Source organism: Deinococcus sonorensis KR-87 (assembly GCF_040256395.1).
GTDB classification, from domain to species: domain Bacteria; phylum Deinococcota; class Deinococci; order Deinococcales; family Deinococcaceae; genus Deinococcus; species Deinococcus sonorensis.
The window spans coordinates 421,196-441,725 of sequence record NZ_CP158297.1 but is presented as its reverse complement, the minus strand read 5'-3'; the positions used below and the strand labels follow the sequence as shown (position 1 = coordinate 441,725).

20 protein-coding genes are annotated in these 20,530 nt (G+C 68.8%); 7 read left to right on the top strand and 13 right to left on the bottom strand.

Translation table 11 applies throughout. From position 1 onward, the window contains the following. Positions 1 to 141: 141 nt before the first annotated feature. From ABOD76_RS03085 to ABOD76_RS03070, 4 genes are all read right to left on the bottom strand, one after another. Complete coding sequence (locus ABOD76_RS03085; protein WP_350241345.1) at positions 142 to 987, bottom strand: IS5 family transposase; 846 nt, start codon at positions 985 to 987, stop codon at positions 142 to 144. A gap of 240 nt (positions 988 to 1,227) precedes the next feature. Beyond that, the gene (locus ABOD76_RS03080) at positions 1,228 to 2,019 is read right to left on the bottom strand and encodes a carboxypeptidase-like regulatory domain-containing protein (protein WP_350241343.1); all 792 of its coding nucleotides are present in this window, start codon (positions 2,017 to 2,019) and stop codon (positions 1,228 to 1,230) included. A 149-nt stretch (positions 2,020 to 2,168) separates the two neighbouring features. Then, entirely contained in the window at positions 2,169 to 3,344 is a 1,176-nt protein-coding gene (locus ABOD76_RS03075) for a hypothetical protein (RefSeq protein ID WP_350241341.1), read from the bottom strand. Further along, entirely contained in the window at positions 3,302 to 4,054 is a 753-nt protein-coding gene (locus ABOD76_RS03070) for an Ig-like domain-containing protein (protein ID WP_350241339.1), read from the bottom strand. Before ABOD76_RS03070 ends, ABOD76_RS03075 begins: the two co-directional genes overlap by 43 nt. Positions 4,055 to 4,423: 369 nt before the next feature. Between ABOD76_RS03070 and ABOD76_RS03065 the strand changes: the two genes are divergently transcribed. Continuing rightward, the gene (locus ABOD76_RS03065; RefSeq protein WP_350241337.1) at positions 4,424 to 4,900 is read left to right on the top strand and encodes a cupin domain-containing protein; all 477 of its coding nucleotides are present in this window, start codon (positions 4,424 to 4,426) and stop codon (positions 4,898 to 4,900) included. A 408-nt stretch (positions 4,901 to 5,308) separates the two neighbouring features. On the opposite strand, the gene ABOD76_RS03060 is transcribed toward ABOD76_RS03065, so the two are convergent. The 7 genes from ABOD76_RS03060 to ABOD76_RS03030 form a co-directional block, all read right to left on the bottom strand. Then, a complete protein-coding gene (locus ABOD76_RS03060; protein WP_350241335.1) occupies positions 5,309 to 5,719 on the bottom strand; it encodes a hypothetical protein in 411 nt (136 codons plus the stop codon). Further along, complete coding sequence (locus ABOD76_RS03055) at positions 5,716 to 6,471, bottom strand: SDR family oxidoreductase (RefSeq protein WP_350241333.1); 756 nt, start codon at positions 6,469 to 6,471, stop codon at positions 5,716 to 5,718. The genes ABOD76_RS03060 and ABOD76_RS03055 overlap by 4 nt, the downstream gene beginning before the upstream one ends. 248 nt (positions 6,472 to 6,719) lie before the next feature. Then, positions 6,720 to 7,343 carry a TetR/AcrR family transcriptional regulator gene (locus ABOD76_RS03050; RefSeq protein ID WP_350241332.1) on the bottom strand — a complete coding sequence of 208 codons (624 nt, stop codon included), beginning with the start codon at positions 7,341 to 7,343 and terminating at the stop codon, positions 6,720 to 6,722. Between the two features lie 255 nt (positions 7,344 to 7,598). After that, the gene (locus ABOD76_RS03045) at positions 7,599 to 7,913 is read right to left on the bottom strand and encodes a YciI family protein (RefSeq protein ID WP_350241330.1); all 315 of its coding nucleotides are present in this window, start codon (positions 7,911 to 7,913) and stop codon (positions 7,599 to 7,601) included. 251 nt (positions 7,914 to 8,164) lie between these two features. After that, on the bottom strand, positions 8,165 to 9,547 hold the full coding sequence (locus ABOD76_RS03040) for an ATP-binding protein (protein WP_350241328.1): 1,383 nt from the start codon (positions 9,545 to 9,547) through the stop codon (positions 8,165 to 8,167). 24 nt (positions 9,548 to 9,571) lie between these two features. After that, the gene (locus ABOD76_RS03035; protein ID WP_350241327.1) at positions 9,572 to 10,258 is read right to left on the bottom strand and encodes an AfsR/SARP family transcriptional regulator; all 687 of its coding nucleotides are present in this window, start codon (positions 10,256 to 10,258) and stop codon (positions 9,572 to 9,574) included. Positions 10,259 to 10,571: 313 nt separating this feature from the next. Next, on the bottom strand, positions 10,572 to 11,456 hold the full coding sequence (locus tag ABOD76_RS03030) for an SDR family oxidoreductase (RefSeq protein ID WP_350241325.1): 885 nt from the start codon (positions 11,454 to 11,456) through the stop codon (positions 10,572 to 10,574). Positions 11,457 to 11,575: 119 nt separating this feature from the next. Between ABOD76_RS03030 and ABOD76_RS03025 the strand changes: the two genes are divergently transcribed. Continuing rightward, positions 11,576 to 12,505 (top strand): AraC family transcriptional regulator, encoded by a 930-nt coding sequence (locus tag ABOD76_RS03025; protein ID WP_350241324.1) that lies wholly within the window; start codon positions 11,576 to 11,578, stop codon positions 12,503 to 12,505. A 66-nt stretch (positions 12,506 to 12,571) separates the two neighbouring features. Here the strand turns inward: ABOD76_RS03025 and ABOD76_RS03020 are convergent, their stop codons facing one another. Then, a complete protein-coding gene (locus ABOD76_RS03020; protein ID WP_350241323.1) occupies positions 12,572 to 12,838 on the bottom strand; it encodes a hypothetical protein in 267 nt (88 codons plus the stop codon). A 215-nt stretch (positions 12,839 to 13,053) separates the two neighbouring features. Between ABOD76_RS03020 and ABOD76_RS03015 the strand changes: the two genes are divergently transcribed. The 5 genes from ABOD76_RS03015 to ABOD76_RS02995 all read left to right on the top strand — a co-directional run bounded on the left by ABOD76_RS03015 (position 13,054) and on the right by ABOD76_RS02995 (position 19,539). Further along, on the top strand, positions 13,054 to 14,406 hold the full coding sequence (locus tag ABOD76_RS03015; RefSeq protein WP_350241321.1) for a replication initiator protein A: 1,353 nt from the start codon (positions 13,054 to 13,056) through the stop codon (positions 14,404 to 14,406). A gap of 257 nt (positions 14,407 to 14,663) precedes the next feature. Further along, a complete protein-coding gene (locus tag ABOD76_RS03010) occupies positions 14,664 to 15,584 on the top strand; it encodes a phosphotransferase enzyme family protein (protein WP_350241320.1) in 921 nt (306 codons plus the stop codon). A 223-nt stretch (positions 15,585 to 15,807) separates the two neighbouring features. Then, positions 15,808 to 16,497 (top strand): TolB family protein, encoded by a 690-nt coding sequence (locus ABOD76_RS03005; RefSeq protein WP_350241318.1) that lies wholly within the window; start codon positions 15,808 to 15,810, stop codon positions 16,495 to 16,497. A 597-nt stretch (positions 16,498 to 17,094) separates the two neighbouring features. Next, positions 17,095 to 18,387 carry a hypothetical protein gene (locus ABOD76_RS03000; RefSeq protein WP_350241316.1) on the top strand — a complete coding sequence of 431 codons (1,293 nt, stop codon included), beginning with the start codon at positions 17,095 to 17,097 and terminating at the stop codon, positions 18,385 to 18,387. Between the two features lie 846 nt (positions 18,388 to 19,233). Beyond that, positions 19,234 to 19,539: a hypothetical protein gene (locus ABOD76_RS02995; protein ID WP_350241314.1), complete on the top strand. Its 306-nt coding sequence runs from the start codon at positions 19,234 to 19,236 to the stop codon at positions 19,537 to 19,539. A gap of 474 nt (positions 19,540 to 20,013) precedes the next feature. On the opposite strand, the gene ABOD76_RS02990 is transcribed toward ABOD76_RS02995, so the two are convergent. Then, positions 20,014 to 20,445, bottom strand: a complete 432-nt coding sequence (locus tag ABOD76_RS02990) for a response regulator (RefSeq protein WP_350241312.1) — start codon at positions 20,443 to 20,445, stop codon at positions 20,014 to 20,016. Positions 20,446 to 20,530 lie beyond the last annotated feature (85 nt).

The following is a 20,530-nucleotide window of genomic DNA, read 5'->3' as shown; positions in this document are numbered from 1 at the left end:
TGTGAGCGCACCGCTGCACCTCTACACCTTCTCTCCGAGGACGGCGGCAAACGGTCCTCATTGTCCAACAGGAGGTCGGTGCAAACCTAGGCCGAGATCAATAGGTGTCGCACTGCCCTGCCTTACCATCCTACCGAGCCGTCAACCTTTTGCCGGAGGTACACGGACCAACCGACGCAGCATGAGTCGAATCATGGCCAGGTACACGAGCATCTCCGTCGTTTCCGACAGCGCTTCGTAATCCTTGGAGAGGCGGCGGTTCCTGCCGAGCCAGGCGAAGGTCCGTTCCACCACCCAACGTCTCGGGAGCACGTTGAACGTCTTGTAGACTCCGAGATGCTCCACCAGTTCCGGTGTGTAGCGCTGGACTTGCCGCCACCACGGATACACCACCTCCCCCAGCAGCCCAGGTTGCTCCTTGGCCCACTTGAGGAATCCGCCCGTGTACCCTTGGTCCGCCCAAACCTTCTCCAGCTGTGGATACCGCTGCTTGATGCCGGCCAGGACGAACTTTCCGCCGTCTCGATCCTGGATGTTTGCTGGATGCACCACCACGTTCAGCAGCAAGCCGAGCGTGTCGACCAGGATGTGCCGCTTGCGCCTACTCACCTTTTTTGCACCGTCAAAGCCCCTTGGACCCCCTGCTTCGGTGGTCTTGGCGCTTTGACTGTCAATGATGCCGGCGCTTGGCTGTGCAGACCGTCCAATAGCGACACGGAGGCGTTCGCGAAGCACATCATGGACGTGCTTGAGCACGCCTCGGACGCGCCACTTACGGTACTGGGCGTACACGGTGGTCCACTTCGGGAAGTTCAGGGGGAGAAGCCGCCAGGCGCACCCGGTCTTCAGGACGTAGAGCATCGCGTCAATCAGCACCCGCTGAGCATGAACCCGCTTCCGACCAGTCGAACTCGGGCCGGGAAGCAACGGTTCAAGCAGCGCCCATTCCTGATCCGTCAAACTCGACGCGTACGCGATACTGTCCATGCCCTACAGTAGAATGAAAACCGCGTCTGGGCGCACTTCAAGCTGTTAACATACGCGCTTTAGCGCCCGGACCCGCGCCGCACTCGAACGGCCCCGGCGCGGGCCGCCCGGACCGGCCGAGGTGGGTTGAGGGCCGCAGGCGCCTCCTGGACTTCAGTCCACGTTGCAGGTCGGCCTATCACCCGCCTTGGTCAAGGGCTGGACCCGCAGCTGGTGCGCGTCCAGCCCCACCCGCCTGCCTTATGGCGCGCGCCGCACTTCCAGCTCCACGTTGTGCCCCGACCCGTTCTGCTGGAAGGTCGTCGTCACGCCCGAGTCGAACTCACCGACGTTGCGGACGCGAATCCGCAGGTCGCGCGCCGCTGCACCCTGCCCCAGGCGCGCCGTGACGCGGTACCGGCCAATCGGGACGTCACGCACGCCGTCCCCCTCCGGCGTCTGGCTGAGGCCGGAGGTGATGACCCGCCCGGGGCTCCCGTCCACCAGCGGTCCGTCGGGCGTGAGGGTCAGCTCCACGTCGCTCAGCAGGTCCAGCAGTTCCGGGTCGAAGAAGTCCGCGTACACCATGACCGTGCCGCCGTAGGTGCCACCGTCGGGGCGCGGTCCGGTCAGGCGCCACTCGAAGTTGCGGACGGCCCCCGACGCGCCGTTGAAGGGCGCCGGGTCGTCCGGGTGCAGCTCGAAGGTGTAGGTGCGCCCGTGGTACTCGCGGGTGACCTGCCCGCCCGCGTACCACGACCCGGCCGGTTCGCGGACGCTGACCGAGTACCGGCCGTTCGCATCCGTCACGCCCAGGGCATTGGTGTTGTAGTACACCGTGTGGCCCGCGAAGACCTTCGCCCCCGCCACGGGTTGACCGGCGGAGTTGCGGACGACGCCGGACATGGTGTAGGCGCCCGCAGCGGGCAGTTGCGTGACGGGCGGTGTGCCGGGCGGCGTGGTGGTCCCGGAGCCTGTCCCGCAGGCGGCCAGGGCCGCAGTGAGCAGGGCGGGCAGGAGCCGAAGGGCGGGACGCTTGAAGGTGCTGGGCATGGTCGTGTCTCCGTTCTGGAATGAGGTGGCTTGCGCGGAGCGGGCAGGCAGGCCATCTTCAGGCCGCCACGCTCGTGGGTCCGGTCGGTGGGGGCTCGTCAGGAGGGTGGGGGAGCGGCGAGCGGTGCCGTTCACCCCCTCCCCGCTGCTCAGGGCCAGTAGCGCGTCGCGGCGAAGTCGCTGAATCCGGGCACGCGCTCGCCGGCGAGCAGGACGCGCGTGGCGGGGACGCGCCCGTCGGGTTGCAGCAGCAGGGCCCGGGCGCGGTCGTTCTTGCCGCTGGGCGCCAGGGGCGTGACCACCACGCCGCCCTGGCCGAAGCTGGCGTCGGGCTGGCCGGCTGCGGTCAGGCGCAGCACGGTGAAGTTGCCGGTGGTGGTCGCGTCGTTGGCCCAGCCGCCCAGGACGACGTTGCCGTCCGCCTGGACCGCGAGCGCGCTCGCTTCATCCCAGTCCCTGGCGCTCACCGCGATGACGCGCCTGCCACCCTCGCCGAAGGTCGGGTCCAGCGCGCCGCTCAGGTTCAGGCGCGCGGCCGCCGTGTCGTTGTTGGCGTTGCCGGCCAGCAGCAGCCGGTCCTGACCGTCCACCCGCGTGACCGCCAGGCCCCGCGCGGCGCCCACGGTGCTGCGGAACAAGCCCGCGAGCGTGCCGCCCGCCCCGAAGGTCGTGTCCAGGGCGCCCGCCGCCGTGTACTTCGCGAGCATGAAATCCGTCTCACCGCCCGCCGCGAAGATGCGGCCCTCGTGCAGGGCCAACGCGTATACCGTGTCGCTGGTGCTGCCCTTCGCCACCGCGGTCGTCACTTTCCCGCCCGTGCCGAAGCCCGGGTCGAGCTGCCCACTTGCCGTGTAGCGCGCGAGGGCGAAGTCGAGTCCGGTCGTGCTGCCGGCGTCGCTGGTGCCGCCCAGCACGATCTTGCCGTCCGGCTGGACCAGCAGGGCGTACGCGCGGTCGGCGGCCGCGCCGATGGACGTCGTGACCTTGCCGTTCGTGCCGAAGCTGGCGTCGAGGCTGCCGTTCACGTTCAGGCGGGCCAGGCCGAAGTCCCGGTTGGTCCCGACGTCCGCGAATCCCGCCACCAGAATTCGGCCGTCGCTCTGCAGGGCCACCGCGTACGCCTGGTCATTGCCGCTGCCGAAGTTGACGCGCACCCGGCCGCCCTGTCCGAACGTCGCGTCGGGGGTGCCGTCGCGGTCCAGGCGGGCCACGGCGAAGCTGATGCCCTCACCACTCGCGCCGGGGGCATACCCGGCCAGGACGACCTTCCCATCCGGCTGCATCACCATGGCGGTCGCGTAGTCGTCCCGGCCACCGAAATCCACGATGCTGGAGCCGCCCTGCCCAAAGGTGGGTCCACGCTCCCGGCCGGCCCGCGGACGGTGACGGTCAGGGCCTTCGTGACCACCTGATCGCCACTGGTGCCCGCGACCGTCACGCCGGTCGGGAAGGAGTGCGCGGCGGACAAGGCGGCGCGGACCGTGATGGTCGCGGCCGTCTGATCCCCGGCGACCGTGATCGGCGCGGCCGAGGCCCCCGCAGGCAGCCCCTGGAGGGTCAGCGTGACCGCACCCGTGAAGCCGCTGCGCCGCGTCACGTTCACGTTCAGGCTGGCCGCCGCGCCGGTGACCACCGGCAGCTTGTCGGTCGAGAGCGACAGGTCGAAGGCGGCGGGAGCCGTGACGTTCACCGCGACGGGCGTGACGCCCCCGGCTGACGCGGTGACCGTCGCGCGGCCCTCCTGGAGGCCCGTCAAGGTGCCCCCCGCCACGCGGGCAACGGCCTCGTTCGAGCTTTTCCACGCGTACGTCACGTTCGTCAGCGTGTGACCCTGCGCGTCCTTCGTCGTGGCGCTGAGGCCGGCCGTGCCGCCCAGCGGCACCGTCACCGTTGCGGGCGACACGGTGATGCTCCCGACCCCTGCGGCGGCTGGAGTTCCTGCGCCGCCGCAGGACGAGAGCGCACCGATCAGGAGGGCGACGCTGACGAGCGTGCGGGTGAGGGGAAGCGGGGCGGGCTGGTGGGGCTTGGACATGGGGTTCCTCCTTGCCGACTGGCCCCCGTACCGTAGACGCGGCCTCATGGTTGGGCCATGGTCGTCAGACCGGTCCGCATGCCACGCACACGGGTGATGAGGTCGAACGTTGCCTCAGGTGGATCTTCCGTCCAGGACGGCCCATGCGCCGTGCCGACGAGCATCCCGGAGGCCAGTGTTGCCCGGGTGCGACGCCTGGGTTCTCCCCGATCATGTTCCAACCATGCGCGAGGACGTAGGGTGGCGTCGGCGCGACCGCCCCGGAAGGCAGAGGCCCCGGACACCGCCCGGACCACCGTCCGCTGTTCGCCTCCACCGGCGGAGGTGCCCGGCCGGAGGAACCCACCCGACCCCCTCAGGAGAACGCGCATGGCCGCTCACTCACCCCCCGCCCTCCGCCCCAGGCTCATCCGGCCCGGCGAGGGCCAGACCGTCACCGCAGGCGCCGACGCCCTCACCGTCAAGCTCAGCGACGTGGACACCGACGGGGCCTTCACTGTCGGGCTGGCACTCCTGCAGCCGGGACAGGGCCTGCCCCCGCACGTCCACCACCGTGAGGACGAGCTGTTCATTGTCCTGGACGGGGAGCTGGAGGTGTGGACCCCGGAAGGCACGTTCACCGCGCGGGGCGGTGACCTGGTGTTCCTGCCCGCCGAAGCGCCGCACACCCACCGCAACCTCGGCCCTGGGCCGGTCCGGTTCTACTGGTTCGCCAATCCCTCGGGCTTCGAGCACTTCTCCGCGGACTACGCGGCCGCGCTCGGCTCACCCAGCGGGCTCGGTCCCGCCCAGCTGGCCGAGCTGGGAGAACAGTACGGGGTCGAGTTTCTGCCGGGCACGCCCTGACCCAGCCGGCTGGCCTTGGACACCATGGGGCTCAGGACGCGCCGGCATGCCGAAGAGCACCGTGCTTCCCGGAGCAACAGATCCGAATGACATTTGAATCAGACCACCAGGTCGTGACCTGCGGGAATCCGCGCCGTGAGTCACCCGGGCCAGAAGCGGACCATGGCTGCTTCGGGCGCCCGACGTCTGTCCAGTATCCGGAACGAGGGGCCAGGCGGCAGGACGGATTGCTGACGTGGCGACCAGGTCGGGCAGCGGCCTCAACCACTCAGCAGACACGTGAACGATGCGTTGCTGAGTATGGTTCAGACCATCTCCCTGCGCGTGTCGATGGTTCGGTCCTGCACCCGCCCAAGCGGGCAGATGGCTCCATGTCAGGACTCTGGATGACGTCCTGGCGTCCGCTCATCACTTCAGGGGTCGCCGCACCAGGATGGCCGCACACACGACAGAAGCGAGAAGACCAGCCAGACTGCTGAGCTGGTCAGCGCGAGCGGCGATCGTCTGGAGGTGCACCGAATGGTAGAGGAAGTGGGGGACCGCGGAAGCCAGGACCGCCCAGCCGACCACCGATCCTGGGACCTGCGCTGGCTGCCGAACGGCATACCAGCTCAGGAGCGCCAGGCTGAGGTTCAATCCACCCACGTCCCGCACCAGGTGCTCGTTATACGGGCCGTCGCCCGCCACCCAGACCCCCACCCCTGGAAACTGGTCGTAAAACGCACGCGGGAAGACCAGAGCCCACAGACCCACCAGCATGGACGTGATCCCCAGGTAGGCCAGCGCCACCCGCGCGAGAACCGACGGACGGGCCTTCACGTCCGCATCGCCCGCACGTCTTCAGGCGCGGCATCGCCGAGCCAGGAGGCCCAGCTCTGGCCCACGACCTGTGCCTCGGGGCTGACCGCCGCCTGATGTTTCCAGGCCCGAAACAGGGGCACCGGGAGTGGCACCTCCAGCAGCGCGGGACGGCGACCCTGCTGGAGGTGCCACTCCCGGGCCAGGTGCTCCAGTGTCGCGGTCTCCGGGCCAGCGAGATCCCGGACCCGGCCCGCGGGCTCGCCCACGGTCAGCTGCGCCAGGTGATGGGCCACCGCCCGCGCCTCGACCGGTTGAAGGGTCACCCCTGGCGGCATCAGCGTCACGCGGCTGACGGTCAAGCGCTGCACGAGCTGCATCACGAACTCGTGAAACTGAGTGGACCGCTGCAGGGTCAACGGCACACCGCTGTCTTCGAAGCGCCGCTCGATGTCCAGTTTCTCCCGGTAGTAAGGCGCGGTCTGCATCCGCTCCAGACCCGTGATGCTCATGTAAATGGCGTGCTGGATGTCACTGTTCGGCAGGGCCTGAAGCAGCGGTCTGGCCAGCGCCACATCTGCACCGGCCTGAAGCGGCTGGGTGGCCAGGTGAAGCAGGGTGTCCGCCCCGGCCAGCGCCTGCCGAACCGCCGAGGGACTGCACAGATCACCCTGAATCCAGGTGAGCCCCGGCGCAGGCATGCCCGGTCGGCGGCTGAAGGCGCGGACGCTGGAACCCCTGCGCCAGCAGGAGCGGAAGCACGCGCTGTCCAAGCCGCCCGGTTCCTCCGGTGAGCATGACCGTCTTCACTGGAGACCTCCTGATGAGGCCGTGGCTCGGGCGAACACTCCGGAATCCCCGAGGACGGGGACGCCCATCGCCCTCGTGGGCAAGGGAGATGGAGACGCGAACATCTCTTTCATCACAAGGTCCAACGTGGTGTGCATCGGATGCTCCTTTGAGGACATGGTCGTACGGGAGGCGCTGTTCACGACCTTGAGGTGCCCGCAGCGAAGGCGCCTCAGATGGAATGGAGAAGCGCGAGCAGCACGGCGCGCAGATGGACTCGGCGCTCATGCATGAAGGTTGGGGCGTCAGGATCGAGGCCCAGGGGGGGGCCAAACGTCCGGCCGAACGAGATGTGAGCGTAGCAGGCGCCCAGCAGCGAAAGGGTCAGATGCGCCGCTTCTGTGGCGGAGAGACCCGGCATCATCTGCTGGAGCATGGTCAACGCGCTCTGCACGGCACTCGAATGCGCGGGCAGGTGCTGCAACAGCGAACTTCCCTGCAATTCTGCCCATTGGATCAGCCGCAGCGCCTCAGGATGCTGCTGATGAAAGGTCAGGACGCTCTCCAGCAGGGCGTCCGTCAGGGCGTCCTGGGTGGGCGGCGACGCAAGGCTGGCCAGGGCCGCTGGAACGATGCCCGCGACCAGGTGGCCTTGAGCTTCCATGACCGCCTGCCAGAGCTGTTCTTTGGAGCCAAAGAAGTAGCTGGGGGTCGCCCGGGCGACCCCCGCCACGGTGGCGATGTCCTGCATGCCCGTGGCTGCAAATCCTCGGGCAGCAAACAGCTGCGTCGCGGCCTGTAAAATGGCGCTCCGGGTAAGCGCGGCGTTGCGTGGCTTGGGGTCTGCTGGGCTCATCGTTCCTCGTGGGTTGGCCGCTTGGCTGGGAGCCGTCACCTTGAGTTGGCTGGGAGCAGCCAACTCGCCGGGTGGGGTGCCTGGATCATGCGCGTGGAGGCACTGGGGAGCAGCAGGTGACGTGCTGGGCTGTGCAGGGAGAAGGTCACGACCCCGTTCACCTGCTGTGAACCAGAGGTCCAGCGCGAGAGGGCGCATGGACCAGGATCGGGGCGGCCGTGAGAGCAGGGCAACGCTGCAGTCCTCTTCATGTGCTCAACGCTGAGCAAGTCGAACCGAAGTGAACGAATCATCGAACATCGTGTGCCAGAGGTTCGCCGAGGCTGTCATGGTGCCATCGACAATCGCTGGATCCGCACGGAGCATCTGCTCGGCGTCTTCGAGCGTCATCGGTTGCAAGATCACCAGTCCGCCCGAGTGATCGGTATAGGGCCCTCCGGCCAGGACGATGCCCTGCTGATGGAGGCGCCTCATGTACGCAAGGTGCCGGTGGAGTGGCTGTTCGAAGACAGGGCGGTCCGGCACCCAGCCGGGGCCACGGGCATAGTGAAGCACAACATGATGCGGCATCGTTCCTCCGGAAGGGCTTACGGCATTTACTAGCTGAACGTTCGTTCAGTAAAGCAACCTTACTCTGTTCCGCGGCGCAGTCGAGGGACAAGTGACCCAGGGCTCTGCCGGTGTGCGCTTTCCAGCCACCCTGAACGCCCCTGGTTCCGGGACGGTCTGGGACGACACGCCGGTGCGACTGAACAGCCTCAAACGAGGTCCTGAGGTGAAGCGCACCCCACACCCGGATTGAGGGCACTCCAGTCAGACCGTCACAGCGGCGCTGTTCCGGAAGCGGCGCCCGGTTCCATCCGTCCGAGCAGGTCACGCTGCGCCTCCCGCGCCTCCCGCGCGCGGCTCGGCTCGTGGGCCGCGTCGAACGCCTGGGCGGCCTGACCGTAGAACCCGGCGGCCTCGGAGAGCTGATAGGCGTTCAGGGCGTCCTGCGCCGCCCGCAGCAGCCAGCTGGAGGCCAGGTCAAGCTTGTCGCCCGAGACCCAGTGGTGCGCGATCCGCGAGGCGGGGGCGCCGAAGCGCTCGAGGGTCCGTGCCGCCGAGCGGTGCAGCAGGTGCCGCACCGTGGCGGGCATCGCGGCGTCCACCGCCTCGTACACCAGGTCATGGCTGAAGCGGTTGCCCTGCATGATCTGCGCCATCTCCAGCTCCTCCCAGGCAGTGATCAGGTCGAGCAGCGGCGCGCCCAGCACCCCCGCGACCTGCTCGGGGTCGAAGTCGCTCTGCAGCACGGCGGCCGCCCGCGCGGCCTGCAGGGCCGGGGGCGAGAGCCGTTCCAGCCGGCGGGTGACCAGCTCCCACACCTTCGGGGACGGGGCCAGCCGCTGGGGAAATGTGGCCCCCAGCTGACCAGTTTCCAGGAGATGCTTGACGGTTTCCAGCAGGAACAGCGGATTGCCGCCCGCGTACTGCGCCGCGCCCTGCCGCACCGCGGGGCTGAGGGTCACGCCCAGCGAGTCGAGCAGCGCCTCGCTGGACGCGGCGCTCAGCTGCTCCACCTCAATCAGCACCGAATTTCCCGCCTCGATCGTCTCGCGCATGATCGCCTCGTTCTCCGGCGAGAGCTCGTTCTTGCGGAAGGTACAGATCAGGGGGGCGACCCGGTGGTCCTCGCCGGGCACGCGGGCCTGCGAGAACATGTACGCCCCGTCCTCCAGCGACGCGGGATCGAAGTACTGGAAGTCGTCGATGATGTGCGTTTGCAGGTGGCCGGTCGTCAGCCGCAGGAACTCCAGCATCGCCTGACGGAAGCGCAGCAGGTCCGTGTCATCTGAGATGGGCGGCGCCTCGAAGCCCTCTGCGACGAACTCGGGGATGTAGCGGGACATCTCGCGCTTCACCCAGTCGGGGACATGGAGGTCGCTGGCGCGCGCGTACATGTTCTGAAAGGCGCGCGCCGACGAGGACTTGGGATGCCGCACGTCGCCGGGACGGCCCTCGTTCACGATGAAGGCCCCCTTGCTCGCCGCGAAATCGCGCGCGAGGCGGGTCTTGCCCACCCCCGGCGCGCCCTGCAGGTAGATCACCTGCCCGGCCCGCCAGGCCTGCTCCATCCGCGCCCACTCCCGCTCGCGCCCGATCAGGACCGGTGGGCGCAGGACCGTGAGCGGGAGCGCCTTGGGGGCCGCCACGGGCAGCACGGCCGGCACCTGCCCGCCCTCGATCTAGCGCGCCAGGTCCTGTGTTTCCGGCAGCGGGTCCACCCCGAATTCCCGCCTCAGCACCTCGGCACAGCGGGAGTAGGCCCGCAGGGCCGCCGAGCGGTCGCCGCGCAGGTAATGCAGGCGCATCAGACGGCGGGCGGCGTCCTCGGAGACCGGATCGAGATCGTGCAGCGCCAGGGCCAGCGTCAGGGCAGCGTCGTACTCACCCTGCGCCTCATGGCGCCGCACTTCCTGGCGCAGGGCCACGCCCTGCCACTCCCGCCACCGCCCGCGTTGCGCTTCCACCCACAGGTCCAGGTCGGGGAGATCGTCGTAGACCAGGCCCTGCAGCACCTCGCCCTCGAAGCGGAGAACGACCGTATACTCCCCCCGCACGAACGCCTCCTGCGCTTCCAGCACGTCCGACACCAGATCCCGCGCCAGCGACAGCACCTCGGCCCCCACCACCGGGACGGCGTCCGCGGACCGCCGCAATTTTCGCAGCAGATGCACGAGGTTGTTCCGCGCGGCCACCTCCCGGGTGTCGGGCCAGAGCAGCCCGATCAGCTGCGCTCGCCTGCTCGGCCCCTCCAGCGCGAGGTACGCGAGCAGGGCAGCGGCCTTGCGTTCCAGGGGCGTGAACGCCTCCCCGTGCGCCTGTAACGCCGCCGTTCCGAGCATCCGGAAGTGCCAGGTGGGTATGGGCATAGGCTTGCCGTCACTGTAACAGGCCCCGAAGCGGCCTGAGCCTCCGGCCACCCGCAAAGGAGCTGGACCCTGCGCAGACAGAGGGGGACCACCGCCCAGGTCGAGTTCGTTGAGCGCCAGACCGAGATCGCCTGCAGCGAAGGTGCCGTCGCGGTGCCAGGGAGGCGGAGGACGGCCCCGTCCAGGCGGGGTGAGCGGGCCAGTCCCTCGCACGACGAACGCCGCGTCCGATGCCGTTCAGGCTTCCGGCACCCGGGCACGGCCGGACTCCTGGATACTGCGTGTCCGCGGTGAGCCGGGATCCGGGCGGCGCTCACTCCGGCTGGAGGTGTTCCAGGTCCTGGAGCAGACTCGGCTGCGTGGGTGTCCACCCCAGGGTCTCGCGTGTGTACACGCTGGACGACGGCTGGTCCATCGCGAAGATCGGGCCAAACGGACCGAAGGTGTCCTCCGGGACCGGTTGGACGGGCAGGCCCAGCCGGCGGCCGATGACCGCTGCTAGGTCCCTGACCTGGTCGCCCTCGTCGGCGACCGCATGCCAGGCGGTCCCTGCCGGGGCGGACTCGAGGACCAGCCGGAACAGCACCGCGGCGTCACGCGCGTGCACGGCGGGCCAGCGCTGGGTTCCGTCGCCGGGGTACCCGGCCACGCCACTGCGGCGCGCTTCGGCCGTCAGCAGTCCCGCGAACCCACCCCGCCCTTCGTTGTGCACGGTTCGCGGCAGCCGGACCGCCGCGCTGCGCACGCCACGGGACGCCAGGTCGAACATCGCCTGCAGGGACCGCGCGCGGCCGCCCACCGGGCCGTCGGTGGGCAGCGGGTCCGCTTCGGTTGAGCGGCGGCCCGGCACCCAGGGTGTACCCGACACCGCCACCAGGGGGCGGTCACTGCCGATCAGCGCTGCTCCCAGCGTGATCAGCGCGGCGTGTTCCTCGGCGATGCCCTGCGTGAGCGCGTTCGCGGTGCTGTAGTCTCGGCTGAATGCCAGATTGATGACGCCGTCGGCGTGTGCGGCGCCGGCGCGGAGGACGTCAAGGTCGGTCAGGCTGCCGGGCAGCGGCTGGGCACCCAGGCGCCTGATGGCCTGGGCGGAGGCGTCCGAACGCGCCAGCGCCAGCACTGTGTGGCCGTGGGCCAGCAGTTCAGTGAGGACGGGCGCGCCGATGGTGCCGGTTCCGCCGGTCACGAAGATGTTCATGGGAGCTCCTGTGGGGCGTCGGTGACGGTGATCGTCCCGACGTGCCGATCATACGGCCCGGGGATCAGACGATCTATGCGCTAAAGTCTGGTGTATGTTCGCGATCGTCCAACATGGCCATGGATCCCCTCTCTGAAGTGCTGGGGCACCTGCGCCCCAGCCGCCCGCTCGCGCGGCTCGTCACCAGCGCCGGCGACTGGTGCGTGCACTTCGCGGCCCACGGGTACATCAAGGTCTACGCAGTGCTGCAGGGGCACTGCTGGATCGCCCTAGACGGAGGTGAGCCGGTGGCGCTCGACGCTGGCGACTGCGTGCTGCTGCCGGGAGGTGGCGCGTTTCGGCTGGGCAGCGACCTGACCCTGCCGCCCCGCGAGCCCGGAGCCGACCAAGGGCGCGGGCCTGACCCGGGCGAACCGCCGTCGCTGGACGCGCCCCGTCAGGTGACGTTCATCGGGGGGGCGTTTACGTTGCCCGGGCCGCAGGCGGCGCTGCTCCTGAGCGCCTTGCCGCCGCTCATTCACTTGGATGGCGCGACCGGGCAGGACGCGGTGCGCTGGCCGCTGGAACGCATGGAACGGGAGCTGCGCGACGAGCGGCCCGGGAGCCACCTGATGGCCGAACACCTCGCGCACCTCGTGTTGATTCAGGCGCTCCGCCTGCACCTGGAGCGCGTGGGGACGACCCAGGTCGGCTGGCTGTTCGCGCTGAGCCATCCCGAGGTGAGCCGCACCCTCCGCGCCATGCACGCGGATCCGGCGCACGCCTGGACGGTGCAGGCCCTGGCCAAACGCGTGGGGCTGTCGCGCTCGACCTTCGCCGCGCGGTTCACTGCGGTGGTCGGTCTGGCCCCGATGGCATACCTCACCAGATGGCGCATGCTGCTGGCGGCGGAACGCCTGGCCAGTGGTGAGGAAACGGTGGCCAGGATCGCCCTCTCGGTGGGCTACGAGTCCGAGGCGGCGTTCAGTACCGCCTTCAAACGGGTGATGGGCGGTCCGCCCCGACGCTCTGGTCGGCCGCTGCGGCCGGTCACCGCGCCCCGAACGTGAAGACCGGCCGAGAGGAGGGGAGACGGTGCCGGAGCTTGGAGCGGCTCCACGGCACGCCGACCACCCTCACCGGCGGTTCGCCGCAGCGCGTCCAGGCGGGTATCGGACATCTTGCGCCGTTCCTCTGCTGAATGTGTCGGACATCTTGCGCCGTTTGGCAGAGCATGACCGGTTCGGCACCGTCCAGGACACCATTTTTTCTGGCGTCACGGCGACCTGTGCGGCTTCGGACATCTTGCGCCGTTCCTGCACTGAACCGTCGGACATCTTGCGCCGTTTGTGGCGTTGGGTGTCGGACATCTTGCGCCGTTTGTGGCGTTGGGTGTCGGACATCTTGCGCCGAATCTATCGGACATCTTGCGCCGTTCCTGCACTGGACTGTCGGACATCTTGCGCCGGACCTATCGGACATCTTGCGCCGAAGTATCGGACAACTTGCGCCGTTCCGCACCTTTTTCCCCGTGTTCATCGCAATCCGCCCGCCGCCTGTTGTTGTCATCATGTAGTGTTTTAAACAGAAGTAATAAAAAAACATCTTCAGGAGTCCCGTGACCGAGTCGCTCCCCAAACGCTTTGATGAAATCAATGTCAGTCAGCTGAGTTTGATCAGCGTCCAGGAGCGAATCCCGGAGGATTTCCGAGACTGGACCGTCGAGCACGAGGACGCCACGCGCCGCTACCGGGTGAGCTGCCAGGCGCTGCCGGAGTACGGGGTGCCGCACGGGATCGACAATGACGTCACGACGGCCCTGATCAACCTGCTGATCGAGCAGGGCCTCCCCGAGTCGAACGTGGTGACCGCCACGCCGTATCTGATCCTGCAGACGGCCGGGCTGGACACCTCCGGCCGGTACTACGCGAACCTGGACCAGAGCCTGAAGCGGCTGCTGACCACCAACTACATGATCAGCGAGGGGTGGCGCGACCACCCCCGGCGCCGCTGGACCACCGCCAGCTTCCGGTACATCGAGAAGCTGGAGTTCACGTCCACCGTGGACAGCACCGCGCTGGAGCCGGGCAGCGTGCTGAAGATCACGCTGCCGCAGGAACTGGTGCGCTCGGTGCGCGCCGGGTACATCAAGGTGCTGGACCTGGCGTTCATGCAGAGCCTGAAACGCCCCCCGACGCGGGCGCTGTACCGCCTGCTGGACGCGCGCCGGCATGATCCGGAAGAGCCGCAGCAGCGGGTGCTGTCCTACCAGCTGAACCTGATGGAGTGGGGACGCGCCTGCAAGATCGTGAGTGACCGCCCCTCGTTGATCGAGCGGGCGCTGAACAGCGCGCACGAGGAGCTGATTGAGCGCGGCTACCTGCTGGAGGTCAACATCTTCGGGCGGGGCCAGAAAAAGACCATCGAGTACGTGTTCAACCAGTTGCAGGCGGTGCCGGACCCGCAGCTGGTCGAGGACGTGATGCTCACCGGCATCACCCGCATCCGGGCCCAGCAGCTGATCGCGCAACACGGACAGGACCGGATCGAGCGGGCCCTCGAGCAGTACGAGACGCTGCTCCGGAGCGGGTACAAGCCGCGCAACCGCGCGGCCCTGCTGGTGGACGTGCTGAACAACCCGCAGAAATACAGCGCGCCGGCAATCGAAGCGCCGGCTCCCGCGGCGCGGCCGGCCGAGCGGGTGAAACCAGCGCCGGCGGCGGATCCGCACGAGGCGTTCGAGCGCACATGGCAGCAGATGTCCCGCGAGGACCAGGTGGAGGAGGTCATGCGGGTGGTGGGCGTCATGCTGCGCGGGGAGCTGACGCTGCAGGAGCTGGACGCGCTGCGGCAGGTGCTGCAGGTGGAGGATCCGCTGGCGATCCGCCGGGAGGTGCTGGCGGGCGTGACCAGCCATCGGCGCGACGAGGTGGTCCGGCAGCTGCGGCTCCGGCTGTCGTCACTTGGGTAAGGGAGCAGGGAAGGGCGCGGGCCCCGCTCTGCCGCGGGACGACCGACCTGCGGACGGCATGCCGGGGTAACGCTGAACCACCGGGCCTTTGGCGGTGAGCGGCGAGGGCGCAGCTGGGTCAGCGTGGGGGAGAGGGCGGCTTGGCCTGCTGGCGGCCGTGGGGTCCCGAATGTCCCTGTACCCCCATCCCGCCCGCGCGAGTGGCCACTCGGTCCGCCCGTCGCCGCAGGCATGGCGCTTCGGGTACGCTTGACGCCATGTCTAGTGGTCTCACGCCCGACGAGAAGCTTGCCACGCGGTTCGGGTTGACGGACCCCGAGCTCGTCCATGTGCACACGGGGTACCGCGGCACAAGGACCTCTTTGCTCCGAGACGAAGTCCGTTCGGTCTACCTGCGCCGTTATGCAGACCACTGGCAGCACCGACCTGCCCAGGTCACGTTCGAACTCCGCTGGCTAAACCTCCTCGTCCAGCAGGGGCAGCGTGTGCCGACGGTGGTCCGAACCATCGAAGGGGAGGCGGCCGTCGTGGACGGCGGCTTGCCTGTAGCCGTGTTCACGCCGGTCCCAGGCGCGCCTCGGTACCCATTGACACCCAGCGAAGCCGCCACGCTCGGCGTGGCCCTCGCAGATCTTCACCGTGCCCCCGCACCCTCGCCAGGGCCAGAGGTTTTTCGCTACGACCTCGACACCCTGCTTGAGGCGCCCCTGTCTTTCGGACTTCAGTTTCTGCAAGGCGCCGATGCTGAGGCCTGGGCGCGGTTGGGCGCAGAGTGGCGAGCGGCGGTCGCGGCCATCCCCATCAATGAGACGACGTTCGGTGCCGTTCATGCGGATCTGCATCAGTGGAACGTCATGTGGGACGGCCCTGTGCCCTACCTGCTTGATTTTGCCCTGTGCGGGATCGGCTACCGTCTGTATGACCTCGCCGGCTTTTTGTGGCCTCGACGAGACGACACGGCGGCGGATCCTGCCGTGGCCGCGATGTGTGACGCATTCGTCGAGGGGTACCGGTCCAGGCGTCCGCTCTGCGCTGAAGAAGAGGCCGCGTTGGGGGTGGTTGTGAGGCTGCGCGATGTCTGGGAAATGCGGGATTTTGCGGAGTGGGACGAGAAGTTCGACGCGGCGCGCGACGTGCCAGGGTACCTGGCACGCTTCCAGGCGTTCCCCACCGCATGACCGAGCATCTGGACGGCTCAGGCACCTGTCGTGGGCACGGTGGATGCCCCTCACCTGCAAACGGTGCGGGCGTGCTCCTCCAGGCTTCCTTCAGGGCAACCCTCATGATGGTCGCGGACGCCCCGGCCCCAGTCCTTCGCATGTCCGCGTTGGTGGGGTTCGAAGGCGCCGGGTGCCCGCCGCTTCTGGTGCACCGGTCCTTGGCCGGCGGGGGAAGCTGATCATGCGGCGGTTCGCGTTCCTGCTGGCGTTGACGGTCGGCGCCGCCGCGGCGGCACCCCTGGTCGTCCAGAAGAACGGCGACCTGTACCTCGACTCACGGAACCAAAGTGTCCGCCTCACGACGTACGGGCGGAACTTCAATCCGGTTGTCTCACCGGACGGGCGGTGGGTGGCGTACCTGTCGTTTCCGGCGTGGGTGCAGGGCGGCGGGTACCTCGCCACCAACGTCTGGGTCATGAACCTCCAGTCCCGGACAGCGCGCCGCCTCGCCGATCAGCCGGCCGGAGCCTCGAACGCAGGCCTGTTCGTGTGCCGCGACCTGCTGAGCTGGTCGACGGACGGGCGGACGGTCGCGTGGCTGGAGTGGCGCCTCTCAGGCCCGGACACCCTGCCGGCCGAAGAAACGGTCCTCGTGACCCGGTCGGTCTCCGGTGCTGAGCGCCGGGAAGTGCGGGTTCACCTCGCGCCAGGCCTGACCGGATGGAGCGCTGACGACATCTTCACGCAGCTGCTCGGCGTCCGGTACCAGGGACGGCTCGAAGGGAACACGCTGTCGCTCACCGTCACGCGAGACCGCACTGGCCGCACGCCTCCACTGCAGGTCAAGGTGGACGTCGAGACTGGCCTGCTGCGGGAAGTGCACTCAGGGAGCGTCGCGCCCGTCCACCCTGGGGGTTCCGGTCGATCCTAGCGCCTGGGGGCACCGCGTCGGTTGTGGCACCTGACCTCATCCGCCTGGCGCCTGCGGATGGCTGCGGTCTGCCGTGTCGCTGGAGAGTTGACTTCGGCGGCCGGCGACGTCTCGACGCGGGGCCAGGGAGTGAGCGGGCCGCTCAGACAGGTGTGTGCGGCGCTGCATGTTCTGTCCCGGTCAGACGGCTGTGGGGCGCCCCGCAGGACCATCGCCCGCGGGTGAAGCGCTGACGCTCGCCGTGAGCGTCATGGGAGAAGTGGAACGGCGCGCCGATGGTGAGTTGTGCGGGTCGAGCGGTGCCCCATCCACTGGGGTGGGCTTGTGGGCAGGGCGAGCAGGCCGCACGGCTCCATCGTCGTTGAGCAGCGGCTCGCTCCCCCTGGCGTTGGGCAGGGCCGTGATGTGACGCGTCCCCGACGGAGTTGCGGGGCTCAGCCCGTGTGCCGGTCGGTCCCGTAACGCCGCTCCGCCTGAGCCGGAGTTGACCCGCTGTCAGAGCACGGCCCTCACGATGAGGATCTTGTGTGATACTCACAATGTCTTTTTGTAAGAAATCGCACACTATGGACACCTTCATTGCCCAGAGAGGATGCCATGCGGAGAACCGGTTCATTGATGGGAGTGATGCTGTGTGCGGCGTTGGCGGGATGTGGCCGGCCTGCCGTTCCCTCCTCTGCGACGCTGATCCCTCAGGCCCTGGGAGCGTCCGGCACGCTGGACCCGGCGTACGGCCAGCAGGGCCTGGCGCAGCTACCCGCCTCCCGTGCCCGGCTGGTCGGCTCGACGCTCCAGACGAACAACCAGGTGCTGGTGACCGTGCAGAGCGCATCTTCCGGCCGGGTCGCCTCCCGCGTCCTGCGCGTTACCGCGCGGGGCCAGGCGGATTCGTCGTTTGGCCAGGCGGGGTCGCTGGTGTTTCCCGACGCCGACGTGGCCACGGCCGTCATCTGCCCGGACGGCGCCAACGCCGACAACGACTGGAGCGCCGAGTGTGCGGACCCGCAGCGACCGCTGGTGGCATGGTCCACGCTCAGCACCGAACGCCTCACACTGGCGCGATTCCTGCCGTCCGGCCAACCGGACCCGACCTTCGGGCAGCAGGGCCAGGTGACGGTGGCGTTCTCTGTGGGCGCCGTGAAGGCCGTGGCGATTCAGGCGGACGGCAAGATCGTGGTGCTTGGCCAGGCGGCCCTCGCGCGGTTCCGGCGCAATGGCGCTCCGGATCTCAGCTTTGGGCAGGGCGGACGAACGGCGCTGCCCGCTGATCCGGACGCAGAAGTGCAGGACCTCGCGATGGACGACGCCGAGCGGTTCCTGGTGCTGCGGACCAGCGCCACCGACACCGGCAACCAGACGGTGGTGCTGCGCTATACACCCGCTGGGCAGCTGGACCGGCGGTATGGCCACGCCGGGAGCGTCACCCTGGATTTCGGGCCCCTGGGTATGGGCCGCTCCCTGCTGCTTCAGGACAGCGGGCGCCTGGTCATCGGCGGCGCGGGCGGCCTGTGGCGGCTGCGGCCCGACGGCACGCCAGACCCGGGCTTTGGCACCGCTGGCCATGCCGACTATCCAGACGCGGACCACGGCGGCTTCGACATCAGCGACCTGGCCGAAGACCAGAACCACCGGCTGGTGGCCAGCGTCCTGACGAGTGAGCGCTTCCGGCCGGACTTCAAGGCCAACCTGGCCCGCTTCCAGCGCACCGGGCAGCTGGATTCCAGCTTCGCCGCAGGCGGCCTGTCGCACGTCCGCGTGTGCGACGCCTGCGACATCTCCGGGGGCCTGGCCGAATTTGATGCGGTCCACGTCCTGCCCAGTGGCCGGCTGCTGGGCGCGGGCACCACCGGCCACGGCACGACCGTGATGGTGGCCCGCATGTACCCGTGAGCTGCAGGGCACGTCCCGCTTCCCTGGACCGGACAGCAACCTCCCCTTCGGTGGAGGCGCCCACCCGCCCCCCGGGCTGCTCGACACCCTGGCCGCCGTAAAGGACGGCGATGCGCGCCGTCCTCCTGGTGGCGAGACACGCTCCACACACCACGCGGATCTTGGGCGGGCGACTCAATCTGGACTCGCGGGCGTCGTTGCAGACCGTGGCGTGAGGCTCACGGCCCCGCCCGGGACGGAGGTTCAGCGCCGAACGTCGCTCAGCCGTTTGCCGGCGTCACGTCCGCCCAGGCACCCAACGACCACCAGGATGAACCCTGCACACTGAACGGCGCACGATGTCTTTTATCGCGTCAGACGGGTCATAGACAGCGCCCATGACCCGTCTGGACATGTGGGGCCATTGAGGTCCTCCGGAAACCTTCTGGCCGGGCGTGCCGCCGAGTCCTTGAGGATGGCCCTGGCCGGCACACGGTCCATGGCGATGCACCACCAGGCGCACCGGGACGCCCGGCCGGGTCTGAAGGTGGCCGCAGCAGGTCCACGCCAGTCGGGCAATGCCTCTGAATCCCAGTCTCCCTGAGTCGGGCGGCCGGGCTTCAGCAACAGGTTCTGTGGGATGACCAACGTGCCCGGCTCATGCGGGCACACGCTCCACTTCAAGGCTTCGAGGTCCTGACTCGACAAGCTCATCTGCTGCCCGGGGTTCAAGGCGGACTCGATGGCCCTTGGTCTGATGTTGGGAGTGCCGTGAGTGAGACGCCGGGCCTGGATGCGTCTCCGGTTGTTCAAGAAGGCGCCAGCATCGACGCGGCGGCCCTCACCGCCGCGTGGCAGACTCGGGGCATGTCCAGTGACCTGACTGCCCGCCCGGAGACGGACATTGTTGTTGCGCAGCCGCTGTTGAAGCGCCCGCATGTCACGCGCCGGGCCGGGCTGACCGGGCGCGTGCACCTGTGTGATGCCGAGACCCTGGTGCCGCTGTGCGGCCGGCCGCTCGCCCAGGGTGGCCAGCCGTGCGAGGCGCCGGTGGACTGCCAGGGCTGCCGGCGAAGCCTGGCCCGCCGCGTGCGCCGCCCGTCCGATCCGGCCCTGAAGGAAGCCCGGACACGCCGGAAGGCCAACCGCCGCCGCAGAGCTGCGGCCCACTGAAGTCGCCGACGCTGAGTGCACTCGCTGCACTGGTGAACCATCCTGCCCGTCATCACCCGCACGCGGCTCGAGCCCTGTCGAACGCACCGCTGAAGCTGACCCAGACCTGGTGCGGCAGCGGCCGTTTTGCAGTGCTGCGAGGATGTCCGGAAGCGGGGCAGGACGAACCACGGACCGCCACCCGGCACGCTCTCCGATGCGCAGGTCACCGTGAAGCGCTGTTGGATCCGTGGCACGCGGGCCCCCATCCGGCCAGGCCGACCGGCGCGGTGGACGCCAGGGGCACCTCCAGCGTCAACGGTGTCCTCCATCCGCAGCAGGCGGACGTGATCGTGGCCCATCCATCACCCTCCGGGTGCCTTGGTCCTCAGCGGTGGTCCACCATGGAAGTGCCGAGGGGCGGGCGTGGGCTGACCGGAGCGGCCCATTGCTCACCCCTTGGGCTGTTGGCAGGCGGGGCGTGGGTGCCTGTGTTCAGGCGGTCTGCCGGCTGAGGGCATGCTGGGACCAGTACCGCCACAACCCCTGCAATTGCGCTTCCATCTGGGCAAACCCCGCCGCCTTCACCAGGTACGCAGCGGCGTGGTGATCGTAGCTGCGCCGAATGTCTGAGGCGGCCTTTGAGGTGGAATACATGATGACCGGAACGCGTCGCAGGCGGAGGTCGGCCTTCACGGCCCTCAGCAGGTCATGCCCATTGAGCCCCGGCATGTTGATGTCCAGCAGCATCAAATCCGGATGCTGCTGCGGTGGCTGGGTCTGCAGGGCACTCAGGGCCTCGCGGCTGTCGTGGTACACCGTGACGTTCGGGGTGGGAAGGAGCGCCGAGAAGATCTCCTGCATCAGGAACGTGTCGGCCTGGCTGTCATCCACAAGCACAACCTGGAGGCGACGGGCGTCAGGCATGCCCGGAAGTGTACCGGATGGGGGACACACGAATCTGACAGCGCCATCAGGACGGGCACGCGTGCCTGAGCAGGAACGTTCAACG